Annotated in this window: 22 protein-coding genes and 1 pseudogene; 14 read left to right on the top strand and 9 right to left on the bottom strand. The window is 74.5% G+C overall.

Translation table 11 applies throughout. The features are described from left to right. The first annotated feature begins 554 nt into the window (after positions 1-554). The 4 genes from ACWGIS_RS31775 (at position 555) to mug (ending at position 3900) form a co-directional block, all read left to right on the top strand. Positions 555-1337, top strand: a complete 783-nt coding sequence (locus ACWGIS_RS31775; RefSeq protein ID WP_453365943.1) for an SGNH/GDSL hydrolase family protein — start codon at positions 555-557, stop codon at positions 1335-1337. Between the two features lie 104 nt (positions 1338-1441). Beyond that, positions 1442-1780, top strand: coding sequence for a DUF4326 domain-containing protein (locus ACWGIS_RS31770; RefSeq protein ID WP_453365942.1), 339 nt, complete (start codon positions 1442-1444; stop codon positions 1778-1780). Between the two features lie 117 nt (positions 1781-1897). Continuing rightward, positions 1898-3340, top strand: coding sequence for an adenylosuccinate lyase (gene purB / locus ACWGIS_RS31765; RefSeq protein ID WP_453365941.1), 1443 nt, complete (start codon positions 1898-1900; stop codon positions 3338-3340). Further along, entirely contained in the window at positions 3337-3900 is a 564-nt protein-coding gene (gene mug, locus ACWGIS_RS31760; protein ID WP_453365947.1) for a G/U mismatch-specific DNA glycosylase, read from the top strand. Before purB ends, mug begins: the two co-directional genes overlap by 4 nt. Positions 3901-3964: 64 nt before the next feature. On the opposite strand, the gene ACWGIS_RS31755 is transcribed toward mug, so the two are convergent. The 3 genes from ACWGIS_RS31755 to ACWGIS_RS31745 form a co-directional block, all read right to left on the bottom strand. Then, positions 3965-4408 carry a hypothetical protein gene (locus ACWGIS_RS31755; protein WP_453365940.1) on the bottom strand — a complete coding sequence of 148 codons (444 nt, stop codon included), beginning with the start codon at positions 4406-4408 and terminating at the stop codon, positions 3965-3967. An 81-nt stretch (positions 4409-4489) separates the two neighbouring features. Continuing rightward, the gene (locus tag ACWGIS_RS31750; protein ID WP_453365939.1) at positions 4490-5215 is read right to left on the bottom strand and encodes an ABC transporter permease; all 726 of its coding nucleotides are present in this window, start codon (positions 5213-5215) and stop codon (positions 4490-4492) included. A 2-nt stretch (positions 5216-5217) separates the two neighbouring features. Further along, positions 5218-6153 carry an ABC transporter ATP-binding protein gene (locus tag ACWGIS_RS31745; RefSeq protein WP_453365938.1) on the bottom strand — a complete coding sequence of 312 codons (936 nt, stop codon included), beginning with the start codon at positions 6151-6153 and terminating at the stop codon, positions 5218-5220. Between the two features lie 107 nt (positions 6154-6260). Between ACWGIS_RS31745 and ACWGIS_RS31740 the strand changes: the two genes are divergently transcribed. The 3 genes from ACWGIS_RS31740 (at position 6261) to ACWGIS_RS31730 (ending at position 9422) form a co-directional block, all read left to right on the top strand. Next, on the top strand, positions 6261-7412 hold the full coding sequence (locus ACWGIS_RS31740; protein ID WP_453365937.1) for a sensor histidine kinase: 1152 nt from the start codon (positions 6261-6263) through the stop codon (positions 7410-7412). A gap of 90 nt (positions 7413-7502) precedes the next feature. Further along, complete coding sequence (locus tag ACWGIS_RS31735; protein WP_453365936.1) at positions 7503-8165, top strand: response regulator; 663 nt, start codon at positions 7503-7505, stop codon at positions 8163-8165. Positions 8166-8264: 99 nt separating this feature from the next. Then, the gene (locus tag ACWGIS_RS31730; RefSeq protein WP_453365935.1) at positions 8265-9422 is read left to right on the top strand and encodes an ROK family transcriptional regulator; all 1158 of its coding nucleotides are present in this window, start codon (positions 8265-8267) and stop codon (positions 9420-9422) included. A gap of 99 nt (positions 9423-9521) precedes the next feature. Here the strand turns inward: ACWGIS_RS31730 and ACWGIS_RS31725 are convergent, their stop codons facing one another. Further along, a complete protein-coding gene (locus ACWGIS_RS31725) occupies positions 9522-10283 on the bottom strand; it encodes a GntR family transcriptional regulator (protein WP_453365934.1) in 762 nt (253 codons plus the stop codon). A 301-nt stretch (positions 10284-10584) separates the two neighbouring features. Then, entirely contained in the window at positions 10585-11475 is an 891-nt protein-coding gene (locus ACWGIS_RS31720) for an RNA polymerase sigma-70 factor (RefSeq protein ID WP_453365933.1), read from the bottom strand. Positions 11476-11739: 264 nt separating this feature from the next. On the opposite strand from ACWGIS_RS31720, the gene ACWGIS_RS31715 reads away from it, so the two are divergent. Further along, a complete protein-coding gene (locus ACWGIS_RS31715) occupies positions 11740-12570 on the top strand; it encodes an alpha/beta fold hydrolase (protein ID WP_453365932.1) in 831 nt (276 codons plus the stop codon). 477 nt (positions 12571-13047) lie between these two features. Here the strand turns inward: ACWGIS_RS31715 and ACWGIS_RS31710 are convergent. After that, a pseudogene (locus ACWGIS_RS31710) lies at positions 13048-13449 on the bottom strand (EamA family transporter); the annotation flags it as partial. A gap of 47 nt (positions 13450-13496) precedes the next feature. Between ACWGIS_RS31710 and pdxR the strand changes: the two are divergent. The 4 genes from pdxR (at position 13497) to ACWGIS_RS31690 (ending at position 19821) form a co-directional block, all read left to right on the top strand. Further along, on the top strand, positions 13497-14939 hold the full coding sequence (gene pdxR, locus ACWGIS_RS31705) for a MocR-like pyridoxine biosynthesis transcription factor PdxR (protein WP_453365931.1): 1443 nt from the start codon (positions 13497-13499) through the stop codon (positions 14937-14939). A 151-nt stretch (positions 14940-15090) separates the two neighbouring features. Beyond that, positions 15091-16680, top strand: coding sequence for an alkaline phosphatase D family protein (locus tag ACWGIS_RS31700; RefSeq protein WP_453365930.1), 1590 nt, complete (start codon positions 15091-15093; stop codon positions 16678-16680). A 357-nt stretch (positions 16681-17037) separates the two neighbouring features. Next, positions 17038-18243 (top strand): hypothetical protein, encoded by a 1206-nt coding sequence (locus ACWGIS_RS31695; protein ID WP_453365929.1) that lies wholly within the window; start codon positions 17038-17040, stop codon positions 18241-18243. A 159-nt stretch (positions 18244-18402) separates the two neighbouring features. Beyond that, a complete protein-coding gene (locus ACWGIS_RS31690) occupies positions 18403-19821 on the top strand; it encodes a GNAT family N-acetyltransferase (protein ID WP_453365928.1) in 1419 nt (472 codons plus the stop codon). Positions 19822-20299: 478 nt separating this feature from the next. Here the strand turns inward: ACWGIS_RS31690 and ACWGIS_RS31685 are convergent, their stop codons facing one another. Beyond that, positions 20300-21520 carry a trans-sulfuration enzyme family protein gene (locus tag ACWGIS_RS31685; RefSeq protein ID WP_453365927.1) on the bottom strand — a complete coding sequence of 407 codons (1221 nt, stop codon included), beginning with the start codon at positions 21518-21520 and terminating at the stop codon, positions 20300-20302. A 59-nt stretch (positions 21521-21579) separates the two neighbouring features. Between ACWGIS_RS31685 and ACWGIS_RS31680 the strand changes: the two genes are divergently transcribed. Continuing rightward, positions 21580-22107 carry an Lrp/AsnC family transcriptional regulator gene (locus ACWGIS_RS31680; protein ID WP_453365926.1) on the top strand — a complete coding sequence of 176 codons (528 nt, stop codon included), beginning with the start codon at positions 21580-21582 and terminating at the stop codon, positions 22105-22107. 33 nt (positions 22108-22140) lie between these two features. After that, positions 22141-23832, top strand: a complete 1692-nt coding sequence (locus tag ACWGIS_RS31675) for a DUF885 domain-containing protein (RefSeq protein ID WP_453365925.1) — start codon at positions 22141-22143, stop codon at positions 23830-23832. A 153-nt stretch (positions 23833-23985) separates the two neighbouring features. Here the strand turns inward: ACWGIS_RS31675 and ACWGIS_RS31670 are convergent, their stop codons facing one another. Further along, complete coding sequence (locus ACWGIS_RS31670; RefSeq protein WP_453365924.1) at positions 23986-24501, bottom strand: immunity 21 family protein; 516 nt, start codon at positions 24499-24501, stop codon at positions 23986-23988. A 121-nt stretch (positions 24502-24622) separates the two neighbouring features. Then, on the bottom strand, positions 24623-25129 hold the full coding sequence (locus ACWGIS_RS31665) for a rhodanese-like domain-containing protein (RefSeq protein ID WP_453365923.1): 507 nt from the start codon (positions 25127-25129) through the stop codon (positions 24623-24625). Positions 25130-25206 lie beyond the last annotated feature (77 nt).

Below are 25206 nucleotides of genomic sequence, written 5' to 3'. Positions count from 1 at the left end.
CCGCTCGGGCGTGCGCCGGACCTTCTTCTCTGCCCAGGACGCGAAGCGCGCGCACGTGTCCGGTGCGCGAGGGCCGGCACCGGCACCGTCCGCGACCGGTCGCCGTCGCCCGCTCCGGGGGCCGGCCGGTGCGGGGCGCCGGACCGAAGGGCCCCGGCTGATGCCCGTGCGCGCTCCGGGCCCGGCGAGGTGGCCGACGCGGGCGAGCCGCGCCGGCGCACCGGGCCCTGCCAAACCGAAGCGGGTAAGGCGCGCGGCGTCGCCTGCTCCGTGTGAACCGCGTCGGGGTCGCCGGGCGGGTCCGTGCGAGCCGCGTCGGCGCCGGCGGGTGATTGCGTCCCGGCCGTGTCGGCGTCGGCGGGTGATTGCGTCCCGGCCGTGTCGGCGTCGGCGGGCGGGGCCGTGCCGGCGGCCGCGGGCGGAGGGCGACCGACCGGCGGAACCCTGCGAGCGGCTACGGGCGGAGAGCGACCGACCGGCGCAGCCCTGCCAGCGGCTACGGGCGGAGGGCGACCGACCGGCGGGTATGGAGCCGCGTTACGATCGCTCTCGCCATGCAGACGAAACCCACCCACACCAGTCTTGTCGCGGTCGGCGACTCCTTCACCGAGGGCATGTCGGACCTCCAGCCCGACGGCTCCTACCGCGGCTGGGCCGACCTCCTCGCGGCCCGGATGGCCGCGCACACCCCCGGCTTCCGCTACGCGAACCTGGCGGTGCGCGGCAAGCTGATCGGCCAGATCGTCGAGGAGCAGGTGCCGTTGGCCGCCGCCATGGAGGCCGACGTGATCACGCTGGTCGGCGGGCTCAACGACACCCTGCGGCCCAAGTGCGACATGGGGCGGGTCCGCGGACTGCTGGAAGAGGCGGTGGAGCGGCTCGCGCCCTCCTGCAAGCAGCTCGTGCTCATGCGCAGCCCCGGCCGCAACGGCCCGGTGCTGGAGCGCTTCCGGCCGCGCATGGAGGAGCTGTTCGCCTGCATCGACGACCTCGCTGCCCGGCACGGCGCGGTCGTCGTCGACCTGTACGGGGCCGCCGCGCTCTCCGACCCGCGCATGTGGGACGTGGACCGGCTCCACCTGACGTCCGAGGGTCACCGCCGGGTCACCGAGGCGGTCTGGCAGGCGCTCGGCTACGACCCCGAGGACGTCGACTGGCACGCGCCGATGCCGCCCACCCTGCCGCCCGGCTGGGTCGCGCGCCGCACGGCGGACGTGCGGTTCGCCCACCGGCACCTGCTGCCGTGGATCGGACGCCGGCTGACCGGCCGCTCCTCGGGCGACGGCCTCCCGGCCAAGCGGCCGCACCTGCTGCCGTGGGAGAAGCCGGAGGCGTGATCCCGGCGCGCCCCGCCGAGGGCCGCGCGCGGCGGCGGCGGTGGCGTGGACCCGCGGGGTGGCGCAGGATCGGTTCGGCGGGACGCGTACCGAAGGGAGTCCGGGTGAGCACCTCCGTGATCAACCTCAAGGGGCGGATCCACGACTTCGGCCCCCGGCTGGAACACGCCCCCGCCGACCTGGTGTACGTCGGGCGACGCTGGACCATGGGCCACTGGGACCTCCCGCAGCACCCGTTGTACAACCCGTTCGCCTACGACACCCCCACGAAGAAGCGTGACGGCACGCGCGCCGAGGTGATGGCCAAGTACCGGGCGTACCTGCTCGAACGGCCCGGGCTGCTGGAGCTGGTCCCCGCGCTGCGGGGCAGGACGCTGGCGTGCTGGTGCGCCCCCGAGCTGTGCCACGGGGACGTCCTGGCGGAGCTGGCCGACGCGTCCTGACCGGGCGGCCGCCGTCCGGGGGCCGGGGCGCTCCCCCGGCCGGGACGCGGGCTTGTGGCTTCCGACGAACAACCCCGCGGCGCTGGCCTGCACGAATCGCCAGTAGAATCCGTCCACGTGACTGCCGCGCCTGCAAAGCCCCGTATCCCGAACGTTCTCGCCGGACGCTACGCCTCCGCCGAGCTCGCCACGCTCTGGTCCCCCGAGCAGAAGGTGAAGCTGGAGCGTCAGCTCTGGCTCGCCGTGCTGAAGGCCCAGCGGGACCTCGGGATCGAGGTGCCGGACGCCGCCGTCGCCGACTACGAGCGGGTGCTCGACCAGGTCGACCTGGCGTCGATCGCGGAGCGCGAGAAGGTCACGCGGCACGACGTCAAGGCGCGGATCGAGGAGTTCAACGACCTCGCCGGGCACGAGCACGTGCACAAGGGCATGACGTCCCGCGACCTCACGGAGAACGTCGAGCAGCTCCAGATCCGCCTCTCGCTGGAGCTCGTGCGCGACCGCACGGTGGCCGTCCTGGCGCGGCTGGGCAAGCTGGCCGGGGAGTACGGCGAGCTGGTCATGGCCGGCCGCTCGCACAACGTGGCCGCGCAGGCCACCACCCTCGGCAAGCGGTTCGCGACCGCGGCCGACGAGCTGCTCGTCGCCCACGCCCGGGTGGAGGAACTGCTCGGCCGCTACCCGCTGCGCGGCATCAAGGGCCCGGTCGGCACCGCGCAGGACATGCTCGACCTGCTCGGCGGCGACGCCTCGAAGCTCGCCGACCTGGAGCAGCGCATCGCCGGGCACCTCGGCTTCTCCCAGGCGTTCACCTCGGTCGGCCAGGTCTACCCCCGCTCGCTCGACTACGAGGTCGTGACCGCGCTGGTGCAGCTGGCGGCGGCGCCCTCCTCGCTGGCCAAGACGATCCGCCTGATGGCCGGCCACGAGCTGGTCACCGAGGGCTTCAAGCCGGGCCAGGTCGGCTCCTCGGCGATGCCGCACAAGATGAACACCCGCTCCTGCGAGCGCGTCAACGGCCTGATGGTGATCCTGCGGGGCTACGCGTCCATGACGGGCGAGCTGGCGGGCGACCAGTGGAACGAGGGCGACGTGTCCTGCTCGGTGGTGCGCCGGGTCGCGCTGCCGGACGCGTTCTTCGCCCTGGACGGGCTCCTGGAGACCTTCCTGACCGTCCTCGACGAGTTCGGCGCCTTCCCCGCCGTCGTCGCCCGTGAGCTGGACCGCTACCTGCCCTTCCTGGCGACCACGAAGGTCCTCATGGGCGCGGTGCGGGCCGGTGTCGGCCGCGAGGTCGCGCACGAGGCCATCAAGGAGAACGCGGTCGCCTCGGCCCTCGCCATGCGCGAGCAGGGCGCCGAGCGCAACGAGCTGCTCGACAAGCTCGCCGCGGACGAGCGCCTCCCGCTGGACCGCGCCCAGCTCGACGCGCTGATGGCCGACAAGCTGTCCTTCACGGGTGCCGCCGCCGGTCAGGTCGCCGTCGTCGTCGGCCGAATCGAGGAGATCGTGAAGCGGTACCCGCAGGCCGCGGGCTACACCCCGGGGGCGATCCTCTGACGAGGCTCACTCCCGCGGACCTGGAGGCCGCCCGCGACCGACTGGTGCCGGATGTCGTCGCGGAGGGCCTCCGCGTCCTGTTCTGCGGTATCAACCCGGGTCTGATGACGGCCGCCACCGGCCACCACTTCGCCCGGCCCGGCAACCGCTTCTGGCCCGTGCTGCACCTGTCGGGTTTCACCCCGCGGCTGCTGAAGCCGTCCGAGCAGGACGAACTGCTGTCGTACGGGCTCGGCATCACGAACGTGGTGGCGCGCGCGTCGGCGCGGGCCGACGAGCTGACCGCCGAGGAGTACCGCGAGGGCGGACGCCTGCTCGCCGCCAAGGTGGAGCGGCTGCGTCCGCGGTGGCTGGCGGTGGTGGGGGTCACGGCGTACCGCGCCGCGTTCGACGACCGCAAGGCGACCGTGGGGCCGCAGGAGCGGACGATCGGGGGCAGCCGGGTGTGGGTGCTGCCCAACCCCAGCGGTCTGAACGCCCATTGGACGGCGGCGTCGATGGCGGAGGAGTTCGCCCGTCTGCGGGAGGCCGCGAAGGCGGACGGCCGGGAACCCTCGTAGGGACCGGTGGTCCGCGTCGCGCGCGTTGAAGGCGCCCCCGGCCCGGGGCAGGGACGCCAGCAGGTCAGGGCGGGTCGGTGTCCGTGACCACGGCGAGGAGTTGGAAGGGCAGCTCCTTGTCCCACTGCGAGACGCCGAGGGCGACCCAGCGGCCGTGCGCTTCCGCCCTCCACAGGTGCAGGTCGGGCACGTGGGCGCTCAGCGAGCCCCACGGCTCGGGTATCTCCTCGCCCGCCTCCGTCCGTGCGATGACGCTCATCAGGGAGAACCGCTGCGGCGCGCCCCAGCGGTCCGCCAGCCGCTCCGCGAGGCCGTCCAGGTCGGCCTCGTACTGCTCCTCCGTCTCCAGCCGTCGGGTGCCGTCGTCCTCCCAGAAGTCCTCGCTCGTGGCCAGTTCCGCCAGGTGGTAGCCCGGTCCCCCGGTGCCGACGTCCGACCGGCCGTGCTCCGGAGGGAACTCCTCGGAGCACAGCCGGTCGATCGTGGCGAGTTGCCGCGCGATGGTCATGCCGTCCAGTAAACCGGCCCCCACTGACAATTGGCGGTCCGTCAGCGGGCCACGAGGGACCGGCCCGTGTGCCGGTGGCCGTCAGGCGTCGCGCCGCCGGACGCTCCACGCTCCCGCGCACAGGGCCGCCGTCGCCCAGGCGGCGGTCACGGCCAGTCCGGCCCAGGGACCGAGGGACCCGTCCCAGGTGTCGTGCAGCGCCACTTGGCCCGCCCGGTCGGGAAGGTAGTCGGCCGCGCCACCGGAGACGTCGCCGACCACGAAGGACACGATGAGCAGGAACGGGATCAGGATGGACAGCGTCGCCACCCCGCTGCGGAGCAGGGCGGTCAGTCCGGCCGCCAGCAGCGCCATGAGAGCGAGGTAGAGGCCGCAGCCGACGACGCCGCGCAGCGCCTCGGCGACCGTGACCCCGCTCCAGCGGGAGCCGAGGACCGCCTTGCCCACGGCGAGTGTCACCGCTCCGGTGACCAGGCCGACGGCCAGTGCCGGCACGGCGACGGCCACCGCTTTGGCCGCGAACCAGCGCCGCCGGTCCGGCACCGCGGCCAGCGAGACCCGCAGCGCCCCGTCCCGGAACTCGGCGGCGACGGCCTGCGCGCCGAACGTGACGGCGGCGATCTGCCCGAAGCTGACGCCGAAGAACGCCGAGTACAGCGGGTCGAATGCGGTGCCGTCGGAGTCGTCGGCCCCGGCGAGCGCGGAGAAGGACGCGGTGAGGACCAGGACCGCGAACAGCGCGCCGAGGAGTGAGCGCAGCGTACGGACTTTGATCCACTCGGCGTGGAGTACGGGGGCGAACGGCACGGTCAGACCTCCTGGGACGGTACGGGGGACGGGGAGCCGGTGAACTCGGCCTCGCTCGCGGTCAGTTCGAGATACGCCTGTTCCAAGGTGGCCTCCTCCGCCGCGAGTTCGAGGATCGGGAGCCCGGCACCCGAGACGAGGTACCCGATGTCCTCCACGCGCGCGTGCGGCACGGTCCAGCGTCCGTCCTCGCCCTCGACGGCCTCGTGGCCGTGGCGCGCCAGCAGGCGGCTCAGCGCCGTGCCGTCCGAGGTCCGCACCCGGACGCGGGGCCGCACACGCGCGTGGATGAACTCCCGCACGGGCGTGTCGGCGAGCAGGCGCCCCCGGCCCAGGACGATCAGGTGGTCGGCGAAGGACGCCGTCTCGGTCATCAGATGGCTGGAGACCAGGACGGTGCGGCCCTCCCGGGCGAGCCGGCGGAGCAACTCCCGCATCCAGACGATGCCTTCGGGGTCGAGCCCGTTGGACGGCTCGTCCAGCAGGAGCACCCGGGGGTCGCCGAGCAGCGCCGCCGCGACGCCGAGCCGTTGCCGCATGCCCAGGGAGTACGTCCGCACCCGGCGGCGTGCCACCGGGGCGAGTCCCGTCTCCTCCAGGACCTCGTCCACGCGGCGTTCCGGGATGCGGTTGCTCGCCGCCAGTGCGCGCAGGTGGTCGCGGGCGGTGCGTGATCCGTGGGGGGCGCCCGCGTCGAGCAGCGCGCCGACCTGGCGCAGGGGCTCGTGCAGCGAGGCGTAGGCCCGTCCCCCGATCGTGGCGGTGCCCGACGTGGGCCGGTCGAGACCCAGGACGAGCCGCATGGTGGTGGACTTCCCGGCGCCGTTGGGCCCGAGGAATCCGGTGACCCGGCCGGGCCGCACGGTGAAGGTCAGGCCGTCCACGGCGCGCTCGGTCCCGTACTCCTTGGTGAGGTCCTGTACGTCGATGCTGGTCATGGCTCCAGCGTGGCCGTGCCCGGCCCGCCGTCCCTCCCCCGCGCGGGGAGAGCGTCTCCCCCGCCCGGGGGAGCCCCGCTGTCGGTGCCGCCTGGCACGATGACGCCATGGCCCGGTTCCTGCGCCCGTTGACGAGCGCGACGACGTACACGCGTCTGCTGCACCTGTGGGTGCCGATGCTCTTCGTCAGCGTGTGGCTGTTCATCGACATGTCCCGGCCGTGGGTGCCGGCCGTGCTGCTGGTCCCGCTGGGGCTGGTGCCGGCCGTGCGGGCGGGCGAGGGCGTGCAGGCGCGCCTGATGCTGATGCCGGACGGGGGCTCGGCGGTCTCCGTCACCCGCTCGCTCACGTGGCGGGACCGGCTGCGGACGGTGCTGTGGCTGGAAGCGCGGATGGCCCTCGGGGCGGTCACGACACTGGCGTGCGTGTGGCTGCCGGTGCTCGTCGTCGATCTGTGCCGGGCCGCCTTCGGCGACGCGCCGGTCCACGGCCCCCTCTGGTCGATGGACCGGCCGCACTGGGGCTGGGTCCTGCTCGTCCCGCTGCCCCTGCTCGCCCTGTACGCCTCGGTCGTCGGCCTCGGCGGGCTGGTCGCCGCCCTCGCGCGCCGCCTGCTCGGCCCCTCCCCCGGCGAGCGGCTGGCGGCCCTGGAGGAGCGGACCGAGCAGCTGCTGGAGCGCAACCGCATCGCCCGCGAGCTGCACGACTCCATAGGGCACGCCCTGACGGTGGCCGTGGTGCAGGCGGGGGCGGCGCGCACGGCCCGGGACCCGGCGTTCACGGACCGCGCCCTGGCGGCGATCGAGGACACCGGCCGGGCCGCCCTGGAGGACCTGGAGCGGGTCCTGGGTGTGCTGCGCGAGGCGGAGCGCCCCGCGAGCAGCCGCCCCGCGCTGACCGAGGCCGACCGCCTCCTGGAGTCCGCCCGTGCCTCCGGCGCCGAGGTCGACGCCGAGGTGACGGGCCCCCTGGACAGCGTGCCCGGCCCGGTCTCCCGGGAGGGCTACCGCATCCTCCAGGAGTCCTTGACGAACGCGCTGCGGCACGCGGGTGGAGTGCCGGTCCGGGTCCGGGTCCGGGTCGCGGACGGCACGCTCGGTCTCGAGGTGCGCAACCCGCTGACGGCCACCGTCCCCGGTCCCGGCCGGGGCAGCGGACTGCGGGGCATACGGGAGCGCGCGGCGCTGCTCGGCGGCCGCGCGCGGACAGGGCCCGACGAGGGCGAGTGGCGGGTGCGCGTGGAGCTGCCGCTGCGCTGATCCGGGGTCCGCCGCTCGGATCGGGGCAGCCGTGACCACCGGTTCGTCCCGGACGCCGGCATGATCCACCACAGGCCCTAGGCTGGCCGGATGCCGGTCACCGTCCTGCTCGTCGACGACGAACCCCTCGTACGCGCGGGTCTGCGTGCCGTCCTCCAAGCGCAGCCGGACATCGAGGTGGTCGGTGAGGCGGCCGACGGCGCCGCGGTGATCCCCCTGGTGCGGCAACTGCGCCCCGACGTCGTCGCCATGGACGTGCGAATGCCGCTGATGGACGGGATCGAGGCCACCCGGGCGGTGCTGCGTACCGTCGCCGACCCGCCGAAGATCCTGGTGGTCACCACGTTCGAGAACGACGAGTACGTCTACGAGGCGCTGCGCGCCGGTGCCGACGGGTTCCTGCTCAAGCGGGCCCGGCCCGCCGAGATCGTGCACGCCGTGCGGCTGGTCGCCGAGGGCGAGTCGCTGCTGTTCCCGGCGTCGGTGCGGCAGTTGGCGGCCGAGTACGGCGACGGCGGCGGGAATCCCGCGGCCCGGGCGCTCCTGGAGCGGGCCGCGCTGACCGGGCGGGAGGCCGAGGTGCTGCGCCTGATGGCCCGGGGTCTGTCGAACGCCGAGATCGCCGGCCGGCTGATCGTCGGGACCGAGACGGTCAAGTCCCACGTCAGTGCCGTCCTGGCCAAGCTGGGCGCCCGCGACCGCACCCAGGCTGTCATCACGGCGTACGAGTCGGGGTTCGTGTCACCGGGCTGAGACGGAGCCGTCGGTGACCCGGGGGTGCCCGGCACTCGCCGGAGGCCGCCGCGCCGAGTACGATCCGGCCAACACGCGCGCGAGCTGGGAGGAAAGACGTTGGGGCGGTTGACCGGCGGGGACCCCTCTCTGCTGCGAAGGATCAATTCCGCGGTGGTGCTGCACGCCCTGCGTGCCACGGACTGCGCGACACTCACCGAGATCACCCGGGTGACCGGACTGTCCCGGCCCACGGTCGAGGGCGTCGTCGAGGGTCTGATCGAGGCCGGGCTCGTGGTCGAGAAGGCCGCCGACGACAGCGCCGCGCGGCGCCAGGGACGGCCCGCCAGACGCTTCCGGTTCCGGGCCGAGGCGGGGCACCTGCTGGGCCTGGAGATCGGCCCGCACCGGGTCGCCGCGCTCCTCGCCGACCTGGACGGCCGGGTGCTTGGCGCCATCTCCAAGGAGGTCGAGGAGACCGCCCCGGCGGACGAGCGGCTCGAACGGCTGCGGGGCGCGGTCGCCGAGCTGCTGCGCCGGGCGGGCGTCGCGCGCAGCTCCCTGCGGGCGGTCGGGGTGGGCAGCCCCGGCATCGTGGAGGCGGACGGCACCGTACGTCTGGGCACGGCCCTGCCGGAGTGGACGGGCCTGCGCCTCGGGGAGCGGCTGAGCCGTTCCTTCAAGTGCCCGGTGCTGGTGGAGAACGACGCCAACGCGGCGGCGGTCGCCGAGCACTGGAAGGGCTCGGCGACCGAGTCCGACGACCTGGTGTTCGTCCTGGCGGGGCTGAGCCCGGGCGCCGGTGCGCTGATCGGCGGCCGGCTGCACCGGGGCTACGGCGGCGCGGCCGGGGAGATCGGGGCGCTGCACCTGCTGGGCCGCGGGGCGACCCCGGAAACGCTGCTGTCGACGACGGACGAGCCCCTGCACCCCCTCGACGAGCAGGCCGTCGCCGATGTCTTCGCGCTCGCCCGCGAGGGCGACCAGCGGGCCCGCGCGGCCGTCGACCGGTTCATCCAGCGGCTGGTCCACGACGTGGCGGCGCTGGTGCTCGCGCTCGACCCGGAGCTGGTCGTCATCGGCGGCTGGGCGGCCGGGCTCGACGGTGTACTGGAGCCGTTGCGGCGGGAGTTGGCCCGCTACTGCCTGCGGCCCCCGAAGGTGGCGCTGTCCCTGCTGGGCGAGGCGGCGGTCGCCACCGGTGCGCTGCGGCTGGCCCTGGACCACGTGGAGGAGCAGTTGTTCGCCGTGGACGGCACGGTCACCGCACGTCGCTGACGCCGCCGAACACGGCGAACACGGCGAGAGACGTCACGCCCCGGCCGTCGGCCGGGGCGTGACGTGTGCGCTCCATGTGCGTGGGCTGTCGCCCGCGGATCAGGACGCGCGGCGTTCCTGGTCGTGGTGGATCTCCAGGCCGCCGGAGTCCCCGAAGGTCAGCCGGCAGGTGTCGGCCCGGTACGTGGCCAGCGAGACCGCCACCGTGCGCCCTTCGGCGAAGAAGCGGGTCGTGACGACGAGGACGGGCGCCCCGGGGAGGCGGTCGAGTTCCTTGGCGTCGTCCGCGCGCGCGGAGCCGAGCTCCACCGCGCGGTCCTGGCCCTCCAGGCCGAGGCGCTGGAGTTCGCGCAGCACGGCACGCGCGCGTGCGGGCCCCGAGGGCGCGTCGATGGAACTGAGTTCCGGCACCGAGGCGGCCGGGACGTAGAGCAGTTCGGCGGCGACCGGCTGCCCGTGCGTCACGCGTGAGCGGCGCACGATGTGCACCGCCTGCTCGCGGTCCGTCTCCAGCATGTCGGCGACGGCGCCGGGCGGCACGGCCGACGTGCAGTCCGCGGGCTGCCAGGCGTCACCGGGCGCGCCCGGCCAGGTGTGCTGCTCGGATCCGACGGCGACGCCCACGCGCGGCGGGGCGACCGTGGTGCCCACTCCGCGGCGGCGCTGCAGGCGGCCTTCCAGTTCGAGCTGTTCGAGGGCCTGCCGGAGCGTGGCGCGGGCGACTCCGAACCGGGCCGCGAGGTCCCGCTCGTTGGGCAGGATCTCGCCCACCGAGAACTCGGAGTCGAGTGCCTCGCTGAGCACGGTCTTGAGATGCCAGTACTTAGGCTCCGGCACCGTTTCCAGCTGCGTGGTCCCCACCCTGTCCTCCGCAATCGCCGTGGCCCGGCGGCGTTTTAGCGCCCTTGTTTATTAAAGGTTCCTGCACTATCCCTGCGACCATAGGACGGGCCCCACCCTTGGTCAAGACCAATCCTCGATCCCTCGCGGATTGCCCGGGCGCTGGCCGCGCAGCGTTCATACGGCGTTCGCGCCGGGTCACGTCCGCGACACGAGCGCGCGGTCCGGGGCTCACGCAGGACAGGCCGCGCGGGAACCGGCGCACGGCACGAAGCCCCCGCCGGGACGGCGGGGGCTTCGGGGACGGCCGGGGCGGGGCAGGTCAGTGGGGTGACAGGGCGAGCAGCTTCTCCGGGTTGCGCATGACGTAGACGCACTGGACGCGGCCGTCCGTGACGTCCAGCTGGAAGGCGGTGTCGACCTTGCCGCCGGACAGGACCAGGAACGCGGCGCCGCCGTTCAGCTCCACCATGCGGAAGGAGACGTCCGGCAGGCCCTTGCCCGCGACGGCGTGCAGGAAGCGGCCCACCTTGTCCGCGGACTGCAGGACCCGGAGCGGCGCCTTGGACAGCCCGCCGCTGTCCCCGACCAGCCGGACCTCGGGGGCCAGCAGGGACATGAGGCCCTCCAGGTCGCCGTCCACCGCGGCGGCGAGGAACCGCTCGGTCAGGACGCGGCGTTCGGCCGGATCGACCTCGTAGCGGGGACGCCGTTCCTCGACGTGCCGGCGCGCCCGGCCCGCCAGCTGGCGTACCGCCGCCTCGCTGCGGTCCAGAGTGGTGGCGATCTCCGCGTACGGGTATCCGAACGCCTCCCGCAGGACGAACACGGCGCGTTCCAGGGGCGACAGGGACTCCATGACGACGAGCACGGCCAGGGAGACGGAGTCGGCGAGCACGGCCCGCTCGGCGGTGTCCGGCGCGGTGTCCCCGAACTCGGTGACGTACGGCTCGGGCAGCCAGGGGCCCACGTAGGCCTCCTTGCGCGACTGCACCTGGCGCAGCCGGTCGATGGCGAGCCGGGTGGTGACGCGCACCAGGTAGGCCCGCGGTGTGCGCACGTCCGAGCGGTCGCCGTCCGACCAGCGCAGCCACGCCTCCTGCACCACGTCCTCGGCGTCGGCGACCCTGCCGAGCATGCGGTAGGCGACGCCCATCAGGACGGGGCGGTGCTCTTCGAAGACGTCCGTGGTGGTGCCGGTGTCAGTGGTCACCCGTCCATCCCATACGACCTCCGGCGCGGTGTCCAGGCGATGTCCGGGCGACGGTGTGGCGTCGGCCACTCCGCGCGCGTGCCGGCCGGGCACGGCGTCGAGCGGGCGCCGTCCGGCGTCCGAGGTCGGGAGGCACGGGGGCTACCCGTCGGTAGCAGTTGCTGACAAGGTGTCTACGGAAGCGGCGCGTCGCCCGACGCCCGCCGACAGTCCGTTGCCCATTGCCCATTGCCCGTCAGCGCGTCCCCTGTGAGGAGCAGCACCATGTCCGACACGGTCTCCTTCACCGTCCCCTCCCCGCACGGCCCCCGGCCGGTCACCCTGTCCTACGCGCGCGTGGGCACCGGCGAACCGCTGCTCCTGCTGCACGGCATAGGCCACCACCGGCAGGCCTGGGACCCCGTCCTGCACATCCTGGCGGCCGAACGGGACGTGATCGCCGTGGACCTGCCCGGGTTCGGCGAGTCCCCCGCGCTGCCCGACGGACTGACGCACGACCTGGCGACCATGAACACCGCGCTCAGCGCCTTCTGCGACGCCCTGGGCCTGGACCGCCCGCACGTGGCGGGCAACTCCCTCGGCGGTCTGCTGGCCCTCGGACTCGGTCGCGACAAGCTCGTACGGTCCGTCACGGCGCTGTCGCCCGCGGGCTTCTGGACGCAGGCCGAACGGCGGTACGCCTTCGGGGTGCTGACCGCGATGCGGCAGGCAGCGCGCCGCCTGCCGCTGCCCCTGGTGGAGCGGCTGTCCCGGACAGCCGCGGGGCGCACGGTGCTGACGAGCAGCATCTACGCGCGGCCGCAGCGCCGTTCACCCGAGGCCGTCGTCGCCGAGACGCTCGCGCTCGCCCACGCGGAGGGGTTCCCCGAGACGCTGCGGGCCGGCATCACCGTCCAGTTCACCGACGACGTCCCGGGAGTGCCGGTCACCGTCGCCTGGGGCACCCGGGACCGGCTGCTGGTCCGCCGCCAGGGCGTCCGCGCCAAGGGGATCATCCCCCGCGCCCGCCTCGTCCGGCTGCCCGGCTGCGGGCACGTCCCGATGAACGACGATCCGGCGCTGGTGGCGCGGGTCCTCCTGGACGGCAGCCGCTGACCGGCGGGCCCGCACACTCAGCGCCCCCGAGCCCAGGGCGACACCGGCCCCCACGAGGGCGCTGCCGACGCCCTGGGCGGCGCCGTACGCGCCCGTGCCGACGAGCGGCGCGGTGCAGGCCGCGGCGACGGGGATGAGCCCGGAGAAGAGCGTGGCGCGTTCCGCGCCGATGCGCTGCATGCCCATGTACCAGCAGACGAAGCCGACGACCGTGACGACCACCGCCTGCCACAGCAGGGCCGCCGTCTCGGTGGCGTCCGGTACGCGCAGCCACCCGCCGCCGTCCGCGAGCAGCCCCGCCACCGCCGACTCGGCCGCGGCGACGGCGCAGACGGTGGCGGACAGCAGCCGGGGTCCCAGGGGGCGCAGCACGGGCACGGCGAGGACCGCGAAGCCGACCTCGCCACCGAGCGCGCACGCGGACCACGCGATCCCCGCGCCGTCCGTACGCCCCCACCCCTGGACCGTGAAGGCGCCGACCGCGACCAGCAACGCCCCGTACAGGACCAGGCGTTGGGGCCGGCGCCCGTCCAGGAGGGGGACCAGGACGGCGACGGCCACCGGGGCGCAGCCGACGAACACCCCTGGTACGGCCGGTTCCGCGGTGCGTTCGGCCGCGATGACGGCGAGGTTGAAGCCGACCATGCCCACCGCCGCCAGGAGCGCGAGGCGCGTCCACTGGCGTGGGGCGAGCCGTCGCAGCGGCGCCGTGCCGCCCCGGCCGAGGAGGGGCAGGAGCAGCAGGCAGGCCAGGGCGTAGCGCAGGAACTGCCCGCCCGCGTACGGGTAGTGGCCCAGCACGCTGTTGGCCGTGAAGGAGCCTCCGACGAGGACGCAGGCGAAGGCGGCGAGCAGGGCTCCGCGGGTGGTGGCGTTCATGGTGGCGACGCTACGAAGCGGCCCGGTCCGGTTTAAGGTCCACTTCCATGACGCCATCGGGGACCAATCGGGAGGACGGGGCCGGGGCGCGGTCGCCGTGGGCCGCCGCCTGGGAGCTGCTGCTGCCGGCCGCGTCGGCACCCGCACGCACGCGTGGCCGCACCCTCCAGGCCGCGCTGCGGGAGGCGGTGCGCTCGGGACGGCTCGCGCCGGACACCCGGCTGCCGCCGAGCCGGGAGCTGGCGGCCGATCTCGGCGTGTCCCGGGGGCTGGTCACGGAGGCGTACGAGCAGCTGACGGCGGAGGGGTACCTGCGGAGCGGCCGGGGCGCCGGGACCTGGGTGGGCGGCGCGACCCGGGCGGCCCGGCCGCCCGCGCGCGATCTGGCGCCGCGCTTCCCGGGCGCCCGCGCCGACTTCCTGCCCGGCACGCCGGACCTGTCGCTGTTCCCGCGGGCCGCCTGGGCCGCCGCGCAGCGCGGGGTGCTCGCCGAACTGCCCCACCACGCGCTCGGCTACCCCGATCCGCGCGGGCTGCCCCGGCTGCGGACCGCCCTGGCCGAACTGCTCTCCCGGCGTCGCGGGGTGGTCGCGGACCCGGAGCGGGTGGTGGTGGTCTCCGGGGTGGCGCAGGCGACGACGCTCCTCGGATTCGTGCTCCACGCGCGCGGGGTGCGCACCGTCGGCGTGGAGGACCCCGGCAGCCCCGAGCACGGCGCCCTGTACGCCTCGGCCGGCATCACCGCCGTCGCCCTGCCGCTCGACGGTGAGGGACTGGCGACCGGCCCCCTGGACGACTCCGGAGTGCGGGCGGTGGTCGTCACCCCCGCCCACCAGTTCCCCTCCGGGATCGCGTACTCGGCGCGGCGCCGTGCCCAACTGCTCGACTGGGCCCGCTCGGTGGACGGTCTCGTGGTCGAGGACGACTACGACGGGGACTTCCGCTACGACCGTGCCCCGGTGGGCGCGCTCCAGGGACTGGATCCGGAGCACGTCGCGTACACCGGGTCGGTCAGCAAGTCCCTCGCCCCCGGGCTCCGGCTCGGCTGGCTCGTGGTGCCCGAGTCGCTCGCCGAAGAGGTCGTGGAACGCAAGCGGACCATGGATCTCGGCCATCCGGTGATCGACCAGGCCCTCATGGCGCGGTTCCTGGAGCGCGGTGACTACGACCGGCAGCTGCGGCGCTGCCAGCGCGCGTACCGGGAGCGGCGCGACACGCTCGTGTCCGCCCTCGCCGAGCACTTCCCCGGCACCAGGGTCTCGGGGATCGCCGCGGGACTGCACGCCATCGCCGAACTGCCCGAACGGTACGGGCCGGCGGACCGCTTCCTGCGTCTCGTGGCCGCCGAGGGGGTCGCGGTGCGCCCGCTGTCGGACTACGGCACGGCGGTGGACAAGGGCGTACGGCTGGTGCTCGGGTACGCGCACCTGTCCCCGGCGCGCATCGAGGAGGGGGTGCGCCTCATGGCGGCGGCGGTGCGCGAGGGCTGACGGGGATTCGACGGTGCGCCGTCGGCTCGGGCGCACGCCGGTTCCCTTGCGGGTGCGGTCAGTTGTTCACTTGGGGTTTCCGTGTGCGCTGCGGCGCACCAGTAGGTGTGGCACTGCACACTGGCCGGAACCCGTCCCTGGAGGCGCATCCATGTCACACCGTCCGCCGTTCCCCGGCCGTCGCAGCGTGCTGCGCGGCTCCCTGGCCGCGTCGGCGGCCCTGGCTCTGCCGGCCGCGGCCGGCGCCGCACCGGCGTTCGCCCTGTCGGGACGGCCGGAGGCGGGCTGGGGTGTCCAGGCCGGTGACGTCACGACCGACTCCGGTCTGGTGTGGGTACGTTCCGACCGGCCGGCCCGGATGATCGTCGAGACGTCGGCCACCGAGTCGTTCCGCAACGCCAGGAGATGGCACGGTCCGCTGCTCGGCCCCGGCACGGACTTCACCGGCACGACCCGGCTGCGCGGGCTGCCGCCGGGCGAGCAGATCCACTACCGCGTCCTGCTCGCCGACCCCGACGACCCGCGGCGCACCGGCGAGCCCGTGCCGGGCACCTTCCGCACGGCACCGGTCCGGCGGCGCGACGGCGTGCGCTTCCTGTGGTCGGGCGACATCGCCGGACAGGGCTGGGGCATCAACCCCGACATCGGGGGCTACCGGATCTACGACGCGATGGCCTCGTTGGACCCGGACTTCTTCCTGTGCAGCGGCGACAACATCTACGCCGACGGGCCGATCTCCGCGACCGCCGCCCTGCCCGACGGCAGCACCTGGCGGAACGTCACCACCGAGGAGAAGTCCAAGGTCGCCGAGACCCTGGCGGAGTTCCGCGGCAACTTCCGCTACAACCTGCTGGACGACAACCTCCGCCGCTTCAACGCCCAGGTGCCGTCCATCGTGCAGTGGGACGACCACGAGGTGCGCAACAACTGGTATCCGGGCCAGGTGATCGCGGCGACGGACACCCGGTACACCGAGAAGAGCGTCGACGTACTGGCGGCGCGCGCCGGCCGCGCGTTCAGCGAGTACTTCCCGGTCTCCACACTGCGGCCCGGTGCCCGGGAGGGACGGGTTCACCGCGTCGTGCGCCACGGCCCGCTGCTCGACGTCTTCGTGCTGGACATGCGCACCTACCGCAACGCCAACACCCCCGGCACCCAGACCACCGACCCGCAGGGCATCCTCGGCGAGGAGCAGCTGAGCTGGCTCAAGCGGGAACTGTCCCGCTCGCGCGCCGTGTGGAAGGTGATCGCCTCGGACATGCCGCTCGGGCTGGTCGTGCCGGACACCACCGAGGGGCAGAAGAACATCGAGGCGGTGGCCCAGGGCGATCCGGGGGCGCCGCTCGGCCGCGAACTGCAGATCGCCGAGCTGCTGCGGTACATCAAGCACCGGCGGATCACGGGCACCGTGTGGCTGACCGCCGACGTCCACCACACCTCGGCCCAGCACTACCGGCCGGAGCGGGCCGCGTTCAGCGACTTCGAGCCGTTCTGGGAGTTCGTCTCCGGTCCCCTGAACGCCGGCGCGTTCCCGGCCGGCGCGCTCGACGGCACGTTCGGCCCCGAGCGGGTGTTCGTGAAGGCGCCGACCGCGTCGAACGTCTCGCCCGCCGGGGGCTACCAGTTCTTCGGCGAGGTGGACATCGACGGCGGCAGCGGCGATCTGACGGTCCGGCTGCGCGAGCAGGACGGCACCGTGCTGTTCACGAAGGTGCTGCGGCCGGGCCGGGTCGGGCAGTGATCCGTCGCTGAGCCGGACGGTCCCGTACCCTCGAACCGATGGGCAGCGCACCGGAGTCATCCCCCGGTGCGCCGCTCCGTTCGCCGTGCGCCACCACGGCTCCCCGGTCACAACCACCGGCGGAGCAGGGGTCGTTGTCAGTGGTGGCCTCTACGGTTCTCCCATGACGCGATCTCCGCACGCCGGGGCCGGCGCCCGGCGGCACGACGCCGCCAGGGCGCGTTCCGCGGCGTCCTCCGCCCTCGCGTGCGCGGCGCGGACCGTGCGGCCCGGGAGCGCTTCCGGGCCGGGGCCGCCGCCCGCGCCCAAGTCGTGCGCGGTGGGGGCCGGGAGACCGAGGATCGACGGGGGCGTGCGATGGGTGTGCTGTTGGAGGCCGTGCGGGCGGGGCGGACGGCTGAGGTCGTGAGCCTGCTGGACGGCATGACCGATACGGAACGCAAGGCGTGCCTCCCGGGGCTGAGACAGCTGCGCAAGGAGCTGGGAGCGGCCCCGTGGAACGCGGAGTCCCGCCGCGCCCAGCCCGCGCTGCACGCGGCGGGAGCGGCCTGCCAGACCGGGGCCGCCGCGGCGGCCACCTGGCTCGCGGCGCCCGATCTGCGCTGGTCGCAGGCGTCACCCGCCGTCCTCCTCGACGTCCTCGGGGACCGCGACCCCGCGTGGCTGGCCGACGTGACGCACCGGCTCGCCCAGCGGCCGGTCGCCTCCGGTGTGCCGTACGCGCTGATGGCCGGCCTGGTGCGGCTGTCCGGGTGTGCCGCGCCGACGACGGACGCCTACGTCCAGGGCTGGATGGAGCATCTCGGCCATGTCTGGAAGCGCGGGGACACCGTCCTGGACCGGCTGCGCAGGGATCCGCATCTGACGGAGCTGGCAACCGCCCTCTTCACGACCGACGGCATCGGCGCCCGGGTGGAGTGGCAGTACGGGGAGGGCGCCGACAGCTGGACGGTGGCTCTGGCCCGGCTCGGCGGCGAGGGCCTGCTGGACCGCCGGACCATGGTCGACGCCTGTGTCGCCCGGCTGCTGCGGGGCGGGCCGCCGGCCGACCACCGGGTGTTCCTGCGGCTGTTGGTCTCGCTGAAACTCACCCGGGACGAACAGCGGGAGCGCGTCGGTGACTGGATCGCCCTGGTCCGTGACGCGCCCTCGGCCGTGGCCTCGTACGCCCAGTCGGTCCTGGGCGCGCTCGCCCTCGACGGGGAGCTGACCGCCCGCCGTCTCGCGGAGATGTCCGGCGGGGTGCTGCCGCGCGGCGAGCGGAAGCTGGTCCGCACCCAGCTCATCCTGCTGAACAAGGTGATCAGACGTGATCCGTCCACGGTGCCGGAGCTGCTGCCCGCGGTGGCGCCGGCGTTCACGCACCAGGACGCGGCGGTGCAGGAGCGGGCGCTGAAGCTCGTGGAGCGCCACTTCGACCGGCTGGAGGACTCCGCCGCGCGGTCCGAACTGGCCAGAGCCGCACACCGGTTGGCGCCGGGTCTGCGCGCCCGTGCGGCACGGTTCCTCGGAGAGGAACCGAGGGACGGGGAGGAGGCCGGCGCGCTGCTGGCGTCCGGCTGAACGCCGCGTGACCGGGAGTGCCTCCCGTCCGCGCCGCGCTCGGTGACGAGACTCGTAGAAATTCAAATAAAAAGGACAGAGCGACACTTAACCGATCAGTCACAAAGCGTTCGTGATCACGCAACACCGTTCCTTCACAGTGGCTGCATGACTCCGGACATGTCTCATGTGACGCGCGCGAAGCACGGGCGCCCCGTGCACCACTGGCGGCGGGACCTCGTCGAGCTCGCCGCCCTGTTCACGGCCGTGGCGGTGGCCGACGCCGTGGCCAACCTGATCGGGCACGGCCCCGACGACCCCGCCCTGCTGGGGATCTCGGCCGTCGTCCTGGTCGCCACGGCCGGATTCCACACCTGGTGGGCACGACGCCACGGTCACGCACCGCCGGCAGGCGATACCGGGGCCCGGCCGCCCGCCACGGCGCGGCAGGCCGGGCGGCCCGCGTCCCCGGCGTCCGGCGACGCCGCCGAGCCCACCGTCCTGTGGCGGATGCGGACCACGGTGCGGGACGCTCCCGGGTCACTGGCCGCGCTGTGCACGGCGCTGGCCGGGCACGAGGTCGACATCCTGAGCCTGCAGACCCATCCGCTGGCCGAGGGCACGGTGGACGAGTTCCTGCTGCGCGCCCCCGGCGCCCTGACCGCCGCCGAAGTCACCCGCGCCGTCGCCGGGGCGGGCGGCACCGGGACGTGGATCGAGCGGGCCGACGCCCACGACCTGGTGGACGCGCCGACCCGGGTCCTCGGCCTCGCCACGCGCACCGCCCTGGACGCCGCGGAACTGCCGCTGGCGCTGCGGCAGTTGCTCGGCCGCTGCACCATCCGCTCGCTGCCCGCCAGGTCGCCGGGTTCCGGCCGCGCGATCGAGGCGGCGCCGGTCGAGGGCGCTCTGGAGGACACGGTGATGCGGCTGCGGGCTCCCGAGGGCGGGGTGATCACGGTGGAGCGGCCGTATCTGCCGTTCACGCCGACCGAGTTCGCCCGGGCGCGGGCCCTGGTCGAGCTGGACGCGCGGCTCGGTCCGCGGATCCCGCGCGGCCTGGACGTCCTGACGCTGCCCGAGGGCAACGCCATCACCGTGCGCAGGGCCGACGCCGCCGACCACGAGGCCGCGAAGGCCATGCACGAGCGCTGCTCGCCGCGCACGCTGAGCATGCGGTACCACGGCCCCGTCGGGGACGCCGACCGCTACCTCAACCACCTGCTCAGCCCCCGCTTCGGGCGGACGCTCGCCGTGCAGACCGCCTCGGGCCGCATCGTCGGCCTCGGCCACCTCCTGTGGGACGGCGACGAGACCGAGGTCGCGCTGCTCGTCGAGGACGAGTGGCAGCGGCGCGGCATCGGCGGGGAACTCCTCGGCCGGCTGGTCGCCATGGCGGTCGAGGCGGGCTGCGAGAGCGTGTACGCCGTGACGCAGGCGTCCAACACGGGCATGGTCGCCGCGATGCGCGCTCTGGATCTCCCCCTCGACTACCAGATCGAGGAGGGCACCCTCGTCATCACCGCCCGCCTGGACGGCGTCCGGGCCGCCGCACCGCAGTCGCGGGACCAGGTGGGCGGACCGGCCACCCGGGACTGACGGCACGATCCGGCACCCCCGGTACCGAACGCACCGGCCCGGCGCACCCCGCCGGGCCGGCCGCGCGCCCCGCGGGCGAGCGTCGCCCCGTGTACGACCTTGGCCCTCGCCCGTCGGCGTGACCCCCGTCGGCCCCGGCCCCGTGGGCGCACCCCGTCGGACCGGCCGCCCGCCCCGCAAGCGAGCGTCGCCCCGCGCAGGACGGTGGCCCTCCCCCGCCGGCACGGCCCCGCCGGTCCCGGGCCGCCCCCGCGCAGCCCCCGGACCGCCCCCGCCCCCGCGCCCCGCACGGTGAGCGTCGCTCTCCGACGAGCGAGACCCTGCGTGTCGTGGCGGCCCCGCCGACCTCGGCCCGTCCCCGCGCACCCCGCCGGGCCGGTCCCGCGCCCCGCACGGCGAGCGCCGTCCGCTTACGACGGTGCCCCTCACCCGTCGCCACGGCCCCGCCGGTTCCGGCCCCTCCCCTCGGGGCCGCCGGTCACGCCCCCCGCACGGCCGCCTCGTGCTCCCGGGCCAGGGCCCGCGGCTCCGGTCGCGCGCCCAGTGCGGTGTCCAGGTCGGTCCACAGGTCGTCCACGTCCTCCAGGCCCACCGACAGCCGCAGCAGTCGGTCGCTGACGCCCGCGTCCCGGCGGTCGGCCGAGGGGACGATGCGGTGGCTGATGGAGGCGGGGTGCTGGATGAGGGAGTCGACGCTGCCCAGGCTCACGGCGGGGGTGATCAGGCGGACGCCCGCGATGACCTCGTGCGGGTCGCCGACGACCTCGAAGGCGATCATGGCGCCGCCGATGCGCGGATAGTGCACGCGGGCGACCCGCGGATCCGCGGCCAGCCGGCGGGCGAGTTCCGCGGCGTTGGCCGAGGCCGCCCGGACCCGCACCGGGAGGGTCGACAGGCCCCGCAGCAGCAGGTAGCCGGCGAGCGGGTGAAGCACCCCGCCGGTCGCGAACCGCACCTGGCGCAGTCCCCGCGCGAACTCCTCGTCGCAGGCCACCACCCCGGCCATCACGTCGCCGTGTCCGCCCAGGTACTTGGTGGCGCTGTGCAGGACGAGACGGGCGCCCTGCTCGGCCGGCCGCTGGAGCACGGGCGTGGCGAAGGTGTTGTCCGCGAGCAGCGGGACCGAACCGCAGGAGTGCGCGACGGCCCGCAGGTCGAGTTCGGCGAGGGTCGGGTTGGCCGGGGACTCGACCATGACCAGCCCGGTGTCGGGCCGCAGGGCGTCCGCGATCCCGGCCGGGTCGACCCAGGTCACCTCCGAGCCGAGCAGCCCGGCGGTCAGGAGATGGTCGCTGCACCCGTACAGCGGGCGCACCGCCACGACGTGGCGCAGCCCCATCGCGTTGCGCACGAGCAGCACCGCGCTGAGTGCCGCCATGCCGCTGGCGAAGGCGACCGCGCTCTCGGTGCCTTCGAGCCGGGCCAGCGCGGTCTCGAAGCGGGCGACCGTCGGGTTGCCGAGGCGCCCGTAGACCGGCGGCCCCTCCGGTTCGGCGCCGTCCGCGGCGAAGGCGTCGATGCGGGCGGCCTCGCCCCTGCTGTCGTAGGAGGGGTAGGTGGTGGACAGGTCGATCGGCGCGGCGTGCAGTCCCTGCCGCGCGAGGTCGTCGCGCCCGGCGTGGACGGCCTCGGTGGCCAGCTTGCGCGGGGCGGGACGTGGATCGGGGACGCGAGAGGCGTGCGGGGTGACGGAGTCCATGGCCGCAGCCTGAACACCGGGCGGGCCCGTGGCGTCGAACCCCGTGCTACGTTCGGGCCATGGCCGAAACCGTCGTACTGGATCCGGTGGATCTTCATCTGCTGCGCCTGCTGCAGAACGACGCACGGACCACCTACCGCGATCTTGCCACGCAGGTCGGGGTCGCGCCGTCGACCTGCCTGGACCGGGTGACCCGGCTGCGCCGCGCCGGGGTCATCCTCGGGCACCAGCTGCGGCTCGATCCGGCGAAGCTGGGGCGCGGTCTGGAGGCCCTGCTGTCCGTGCAGGTCAGGCCGCACCGGCGGGAGTTGGTCGGGCCGTTCGTGGACCGGATCCGGGCGCTGCCGGAGTCCCGTACGGTCTTCCATCTCACCGGCCCCGACGACTACCTGGTGCACGTGGCGGTGTCGGACATGACGGATCTGCAGCGCCTGGTGATCGACGAGTTCACGTCACGGCGCGAGGTGGCCCGGGTCGAGACGCGGCTGATCTTCCAGCAGTGGGACTGCGGGCCGCTGCTGCCACCGCAGCGGGACACCTCGGCGCACGGGGCGCAAGGGTCCACGCCCTCAGCGGAATCCGGCTGACGCGGACCGGGTCCTCGTATGAGGATTGTCCGCATGTCAGACACCAAGAGCCCGCTGCCCCGCGAGGTCGCCGACACCTATGTCGACGAGCTCATCGCCCTCGACCCGGTCACCGGTACCTACCTCGGCGACCCGGCAAGTTCGACCAGGCTGCCGGACGCCTCGCCCGCGGGCCAGGAGGCCCTGGCGGAGCTGGCGCGGACGACGCTGGCGCGGCTCGACGAGGCCGAGCGGCAGCCCGGCGCGGACAGCGGCATCGAGCGCCGCTGCGCCCGTCTGCTGCGTGAGCGCCTCACCGCCGAACTGGCCGTGCACGACGCCGACGAGGGGCTGCGGGTGGTGAGCAACCTGCACTCCCCCGCGCACTCGGTGCGCGACATCTTCTCCCTCATGCCGACCGCGACGGACGAGGACTGGGCCGCGGTCGCCGAGCGGCTGCGCGCGGTGCCCGCCGCGCTGGAGGGCTACCGCGAGTCCCTGGCCCTCGGCCTGGAGCGCAAGCTCTACGGCGGTCCGCGTCCGACGGCCACCTTCATCACCCAGCTGACCGAGTGGTCGGACCCGCACGGGCAGGGCCGCGGCTGGTTCGAGGACTTCGTCTCGCCCGGCCCCGAGGCCCTGCGCGCGGATCTCGACTCGGCCGCCCGGACGGCGACCGAGGCCCTGGTGTCCCTGCGCGACTGGATGCGCGACGTGTACGCGCCCACCATCGAGGGCGCCCCGGACACGGTGGGCCGCGAACGGTACGCGCGCTGGTCGCGGTACTACAACGGCACGGACCTCGACCTCGACGAGGCGTACGCCTACGGCTGGTCCGAGTACCACCGGCTGCTCGGCGAGATGAAGCAGGAGGCGGAGAAGATCCTGCCGGGTGCCGCGACGCCGTGGGTGGCGCTCGCGCACCTGGACGAGCACGGCACGCACATCGAGGGGGTCGACGAGGTCCGCGACTGGCTTCAGGCCCTGATGGACGAGGCGATCGACGCGCTCGACGGCACCCACTTCGAACTGGCCGAGCGGGTACGGCGGGTGGAGTCCCGTATCGCGCCGCCCGGCGGCGCGGCGGCCCCCTACTACACGGCTCCGTCCGAGGACTTCTCGCGCCCCGGCCGTACCTGGCTGCCGACGATGGGCCAGAGCCGGTTCCCGGTGTACGACCTGGTGTCGACCTGGTACCACGAGGGCGTTCCCGGCCATCACCTGCAACTCGCGCAGTGGGCCCACGTCGCCGAGGACCTCTCCCGCTACCAGGCCACCGTCGGCGGGGTGAGCGCCAACTGCGAGGGCTGGGCGCTGTACGCGGAGCGGCTCATGGACGAGCTGGGTTTCCTCACCGACGCCGAGCGGCGCCTCGGCTACCTGGACGCGCAGATGATGCGGGCGGCCCGGGTGATCGTGGACATCGGCATGCACCTGGAACTGGAGATCCCGGCCGACTCGCCGTTCCACCCGGGTGAGCGCTGGACGCCCGCGCTGGCCGAGGAGTTCTTCGGCTCGCACAGCAGCCGGCCGGCGGACTTCGTGGAGAGCGAGCTGACCCGCTACCTGTCCATCCCGGGGCAGGCCATCGGCTACAAGCTCGGTGAGCGGGCGTGGCTGCTCGGCCGGGAGAACGCGCGGAAGCGGCACGGTGCCGCCTTCGACGCCAAGGCCTGGCACATGGCGGCGCTCTCCCAGGGCTCCCTGGGCCTGGACGACCTGGTGGACGAGCTGTCCCAGCTGTAGCCGGTCCGCCGCCGCACGGCGGCCGGGGCCGGGCCGCCCGCCGGTCCGGCCCCGACCGCCGGTCCGGTGCCAGCCGCCGGCCCGGTGCCAGCCACGGGTCCGGTCCGAGCCGCCGGTCCGGTGCCGGACGCCGGTCCGGTGGCCGACGTCCGGTCAGACGGCCAGCCGGCGCAGTTGCACGAGACCCAGCCAGGTCTCGGGCCCCGGTTCCACATGGGCCGCGCGGACGCCGTACCGGCCGGGCTCCAGGTCGACCCGCAGGTGGTCCGTCTGCTCGGAGACACGGCCCGGCCAGGCCGCGTCGAACAGCAGCACCGGTCCGGGGACGTCCCACCGCACCTCCGGTTCCCAGACCGCCGCGTCGAGCGCGGCCGGGACGCCGGCGAGGAGTTCCGCCTCGGAGTCGGCGGCGCACCACCGTACGAAGGTGCCGTGCCGGGGCAGGAACGTGGTGGAGGCTGGTTCGTCGCCGAGGACCAGGGCCCGGGTGTCCCCCACCGGTACCAGGCCGATGAACCCCTCGACGTCGCACGCCCGGTCGTAGTCGGACGACATGTCGTCGCCGTCGGCCCCCGACCAGAACGGCAGGACCACCTCGGGAATCGCTATGAGCGGCCCGCCGCCCGACTCGACCCACTCCACCGCACCCGGTTCCGCGTAACGCGCCATGCGGCAGAAGCTACAGGCAGCGTTCCGCCCGGGCTCTCCCGCTCCCCCGCCGCGTCCGATATCCCCTGTTCCGCCCCAACGCCTCGCCGTCGCAGGCTCTTTGGCGCGGCGGGCCGCGGACTCAGCAGCCGCACTCCTCGGCGTCCACCGGCGCGGTCAGCGCGTCGGCGCTGCGCCGCTCGCTGCCCTCCCAGGTCTCGTACGCGAAGCCCTCGCGCACCCAGTACTCGAATCCGCCGAGCATCTCCTTGACCTGGAAGCCCAGTTGGGCGAGCGCCAGGGCCGCGCGGGTCGCGCCGTTGCAGCCGGGGCCCCAGCAGTAGGTGACGACGGGCACGGAGCGGTCGAGGAGCCGCTCGGCCTGCTCCGGGATGAGCGCGGTGGGCAGGTGGACGGCGCCGGGAACGTGTCCCTGGTCCCAGGAGGCCGTGGAGCGCGAGTCGAGCACGACGAACCCGGGGTCGCCGCCGGCCGCGAGCACGGAGGCGACGTCGGACACGTCGGCGTGGAAGGCGAGGCCGGCGCGGAAGAAGGCCGCGGCCTCGGCCGGAGCCGCGGGGGCGATCCGCAGGACGGGGTTCGCGGCGCTGATCTCGGTGGTGACGGTGGCGGTGGCTGTCGCGGTCATGGGTCGGGCCTTCCTAGCGGTCCCGCCGTACCGGCGCCTTCACCGCGCGGGCCGTACGGGACTTCCTGTCCAAGAAC

The organism is Streptomyces sp. NPDC054842, from assembly GCF_053611025.1.
Note: the sequence above shows the minus strand (reverse complement) of the source record. Positions and strands in the feature narration are given on the sequence as shown.

Bases quoted from the DNA above. Each gene is read 5' to 3' on its own strand.
- ACWGIS_RS31775 (WP_453365943.1), top strand. From the start codon at position 555: ATGCAGACGAAACCCACCCACACCAGTCTTGTCGCGGTCGGCGACTCC.
- ACWGIS_RS31755 (WP_453365940.1), bottom strand. From the start codon at position 4,408: ATGACCATCGCGCGGCAACTCGCCACGATCGACCGGCTGTGCTCCGAG.
- ACWGIS_RS31745 (WP_453365938.1), bottom strand. From the start codon at position 6,153: ATGACCAGCATCGACGTACAGGACCTCACCAAGGAGTACGGGACCGAG.
- ACWGIS_RS31740 (WP_453365937.1), top strand. From the start codon at position 6,261: ATGGCCCGGTTCCTGCGCCCGTTGACGAGCGCGACGACGTACACGCGT.
- ACWGIS_RS31735 (WP_453365936.1), top strand. From the start codon at position 7,503: ATGCCGGTCACCGTCCTGCTCGTCGACGACGAACCCCTCGTACGCGCG.
- ACWGIS_RS31715 (WP_453365932.1), top strand. From the start codon at position 11,740: ATGTCCGACACGGTCTCCTTCACCGTCCCCTCCCCGCACGGCCCCCGG.
- pdxR (WP_453365931.1), top strand. From the start codon at position 13,497: ATGACGCCATCGGGGACCAATCGGGAGGACGGGGCCGGGGCGCGGTCG.
- ACWGIS_RS31700 (WP_453365930.1), top strand. From the start codon at position 15,091: ATGTCACACCGTCCGCCGTTCCCCGGCCGTCGCAGCGTGCTGCGCGGC.
- ACWGIS_RS31695 (WP_453365929.1), top strand. From the start codon at position 17,038: ATGGGTGTGCTGTTGGAGGCCGTGCGGGCGGGGCGGACGGCTGAGGTC.
- ACWGIS_RS31690 (WP_453365928.1), top strand. From the start codon at position 18,403: ATGTCTCATGTGACGCGCGCGAAGCACGGGCGCCCCGTGCACCACTGG.
- ACWGIS_RS31685 (WP_453365927.1), bottom strand. From the start codon at position 21,520: ATGGACTCCGTCACCCCGCACGCCTCTCGCGTCCCCGATCCACGTCCC.
- ACWGIS_RS31680 (WP_453365926.1), top strand. From the start codon at position 21,580: ATGGCCGAAACCGTCGTACTGGATCCGGTGGATCTTCATCTGCTGCGC.
- ACWGIS_RS31675 (WP_453365925.1), top strand. From the start codon at position 22,141: ATGTCAGACACCAAGAGCCCGCTGCCCCGCGAGGTCGCCGACACCTAT.
- ACWGIS_RS31670 (WP_453365924.1), bottom strand. From the start codon at position 24,501: ATGGCGCGTTACGCGGAACCGGGTGCGGTGGAGTGGGTCGAGTCGGGC.
- ACWGIS_RS31665 (WP_453365923.1), bottom strand. From the start codon at position 25,129: ATGACCGCGACAGCCACCGCCACCGTCACCACCGAGATCAGCGCCGCG.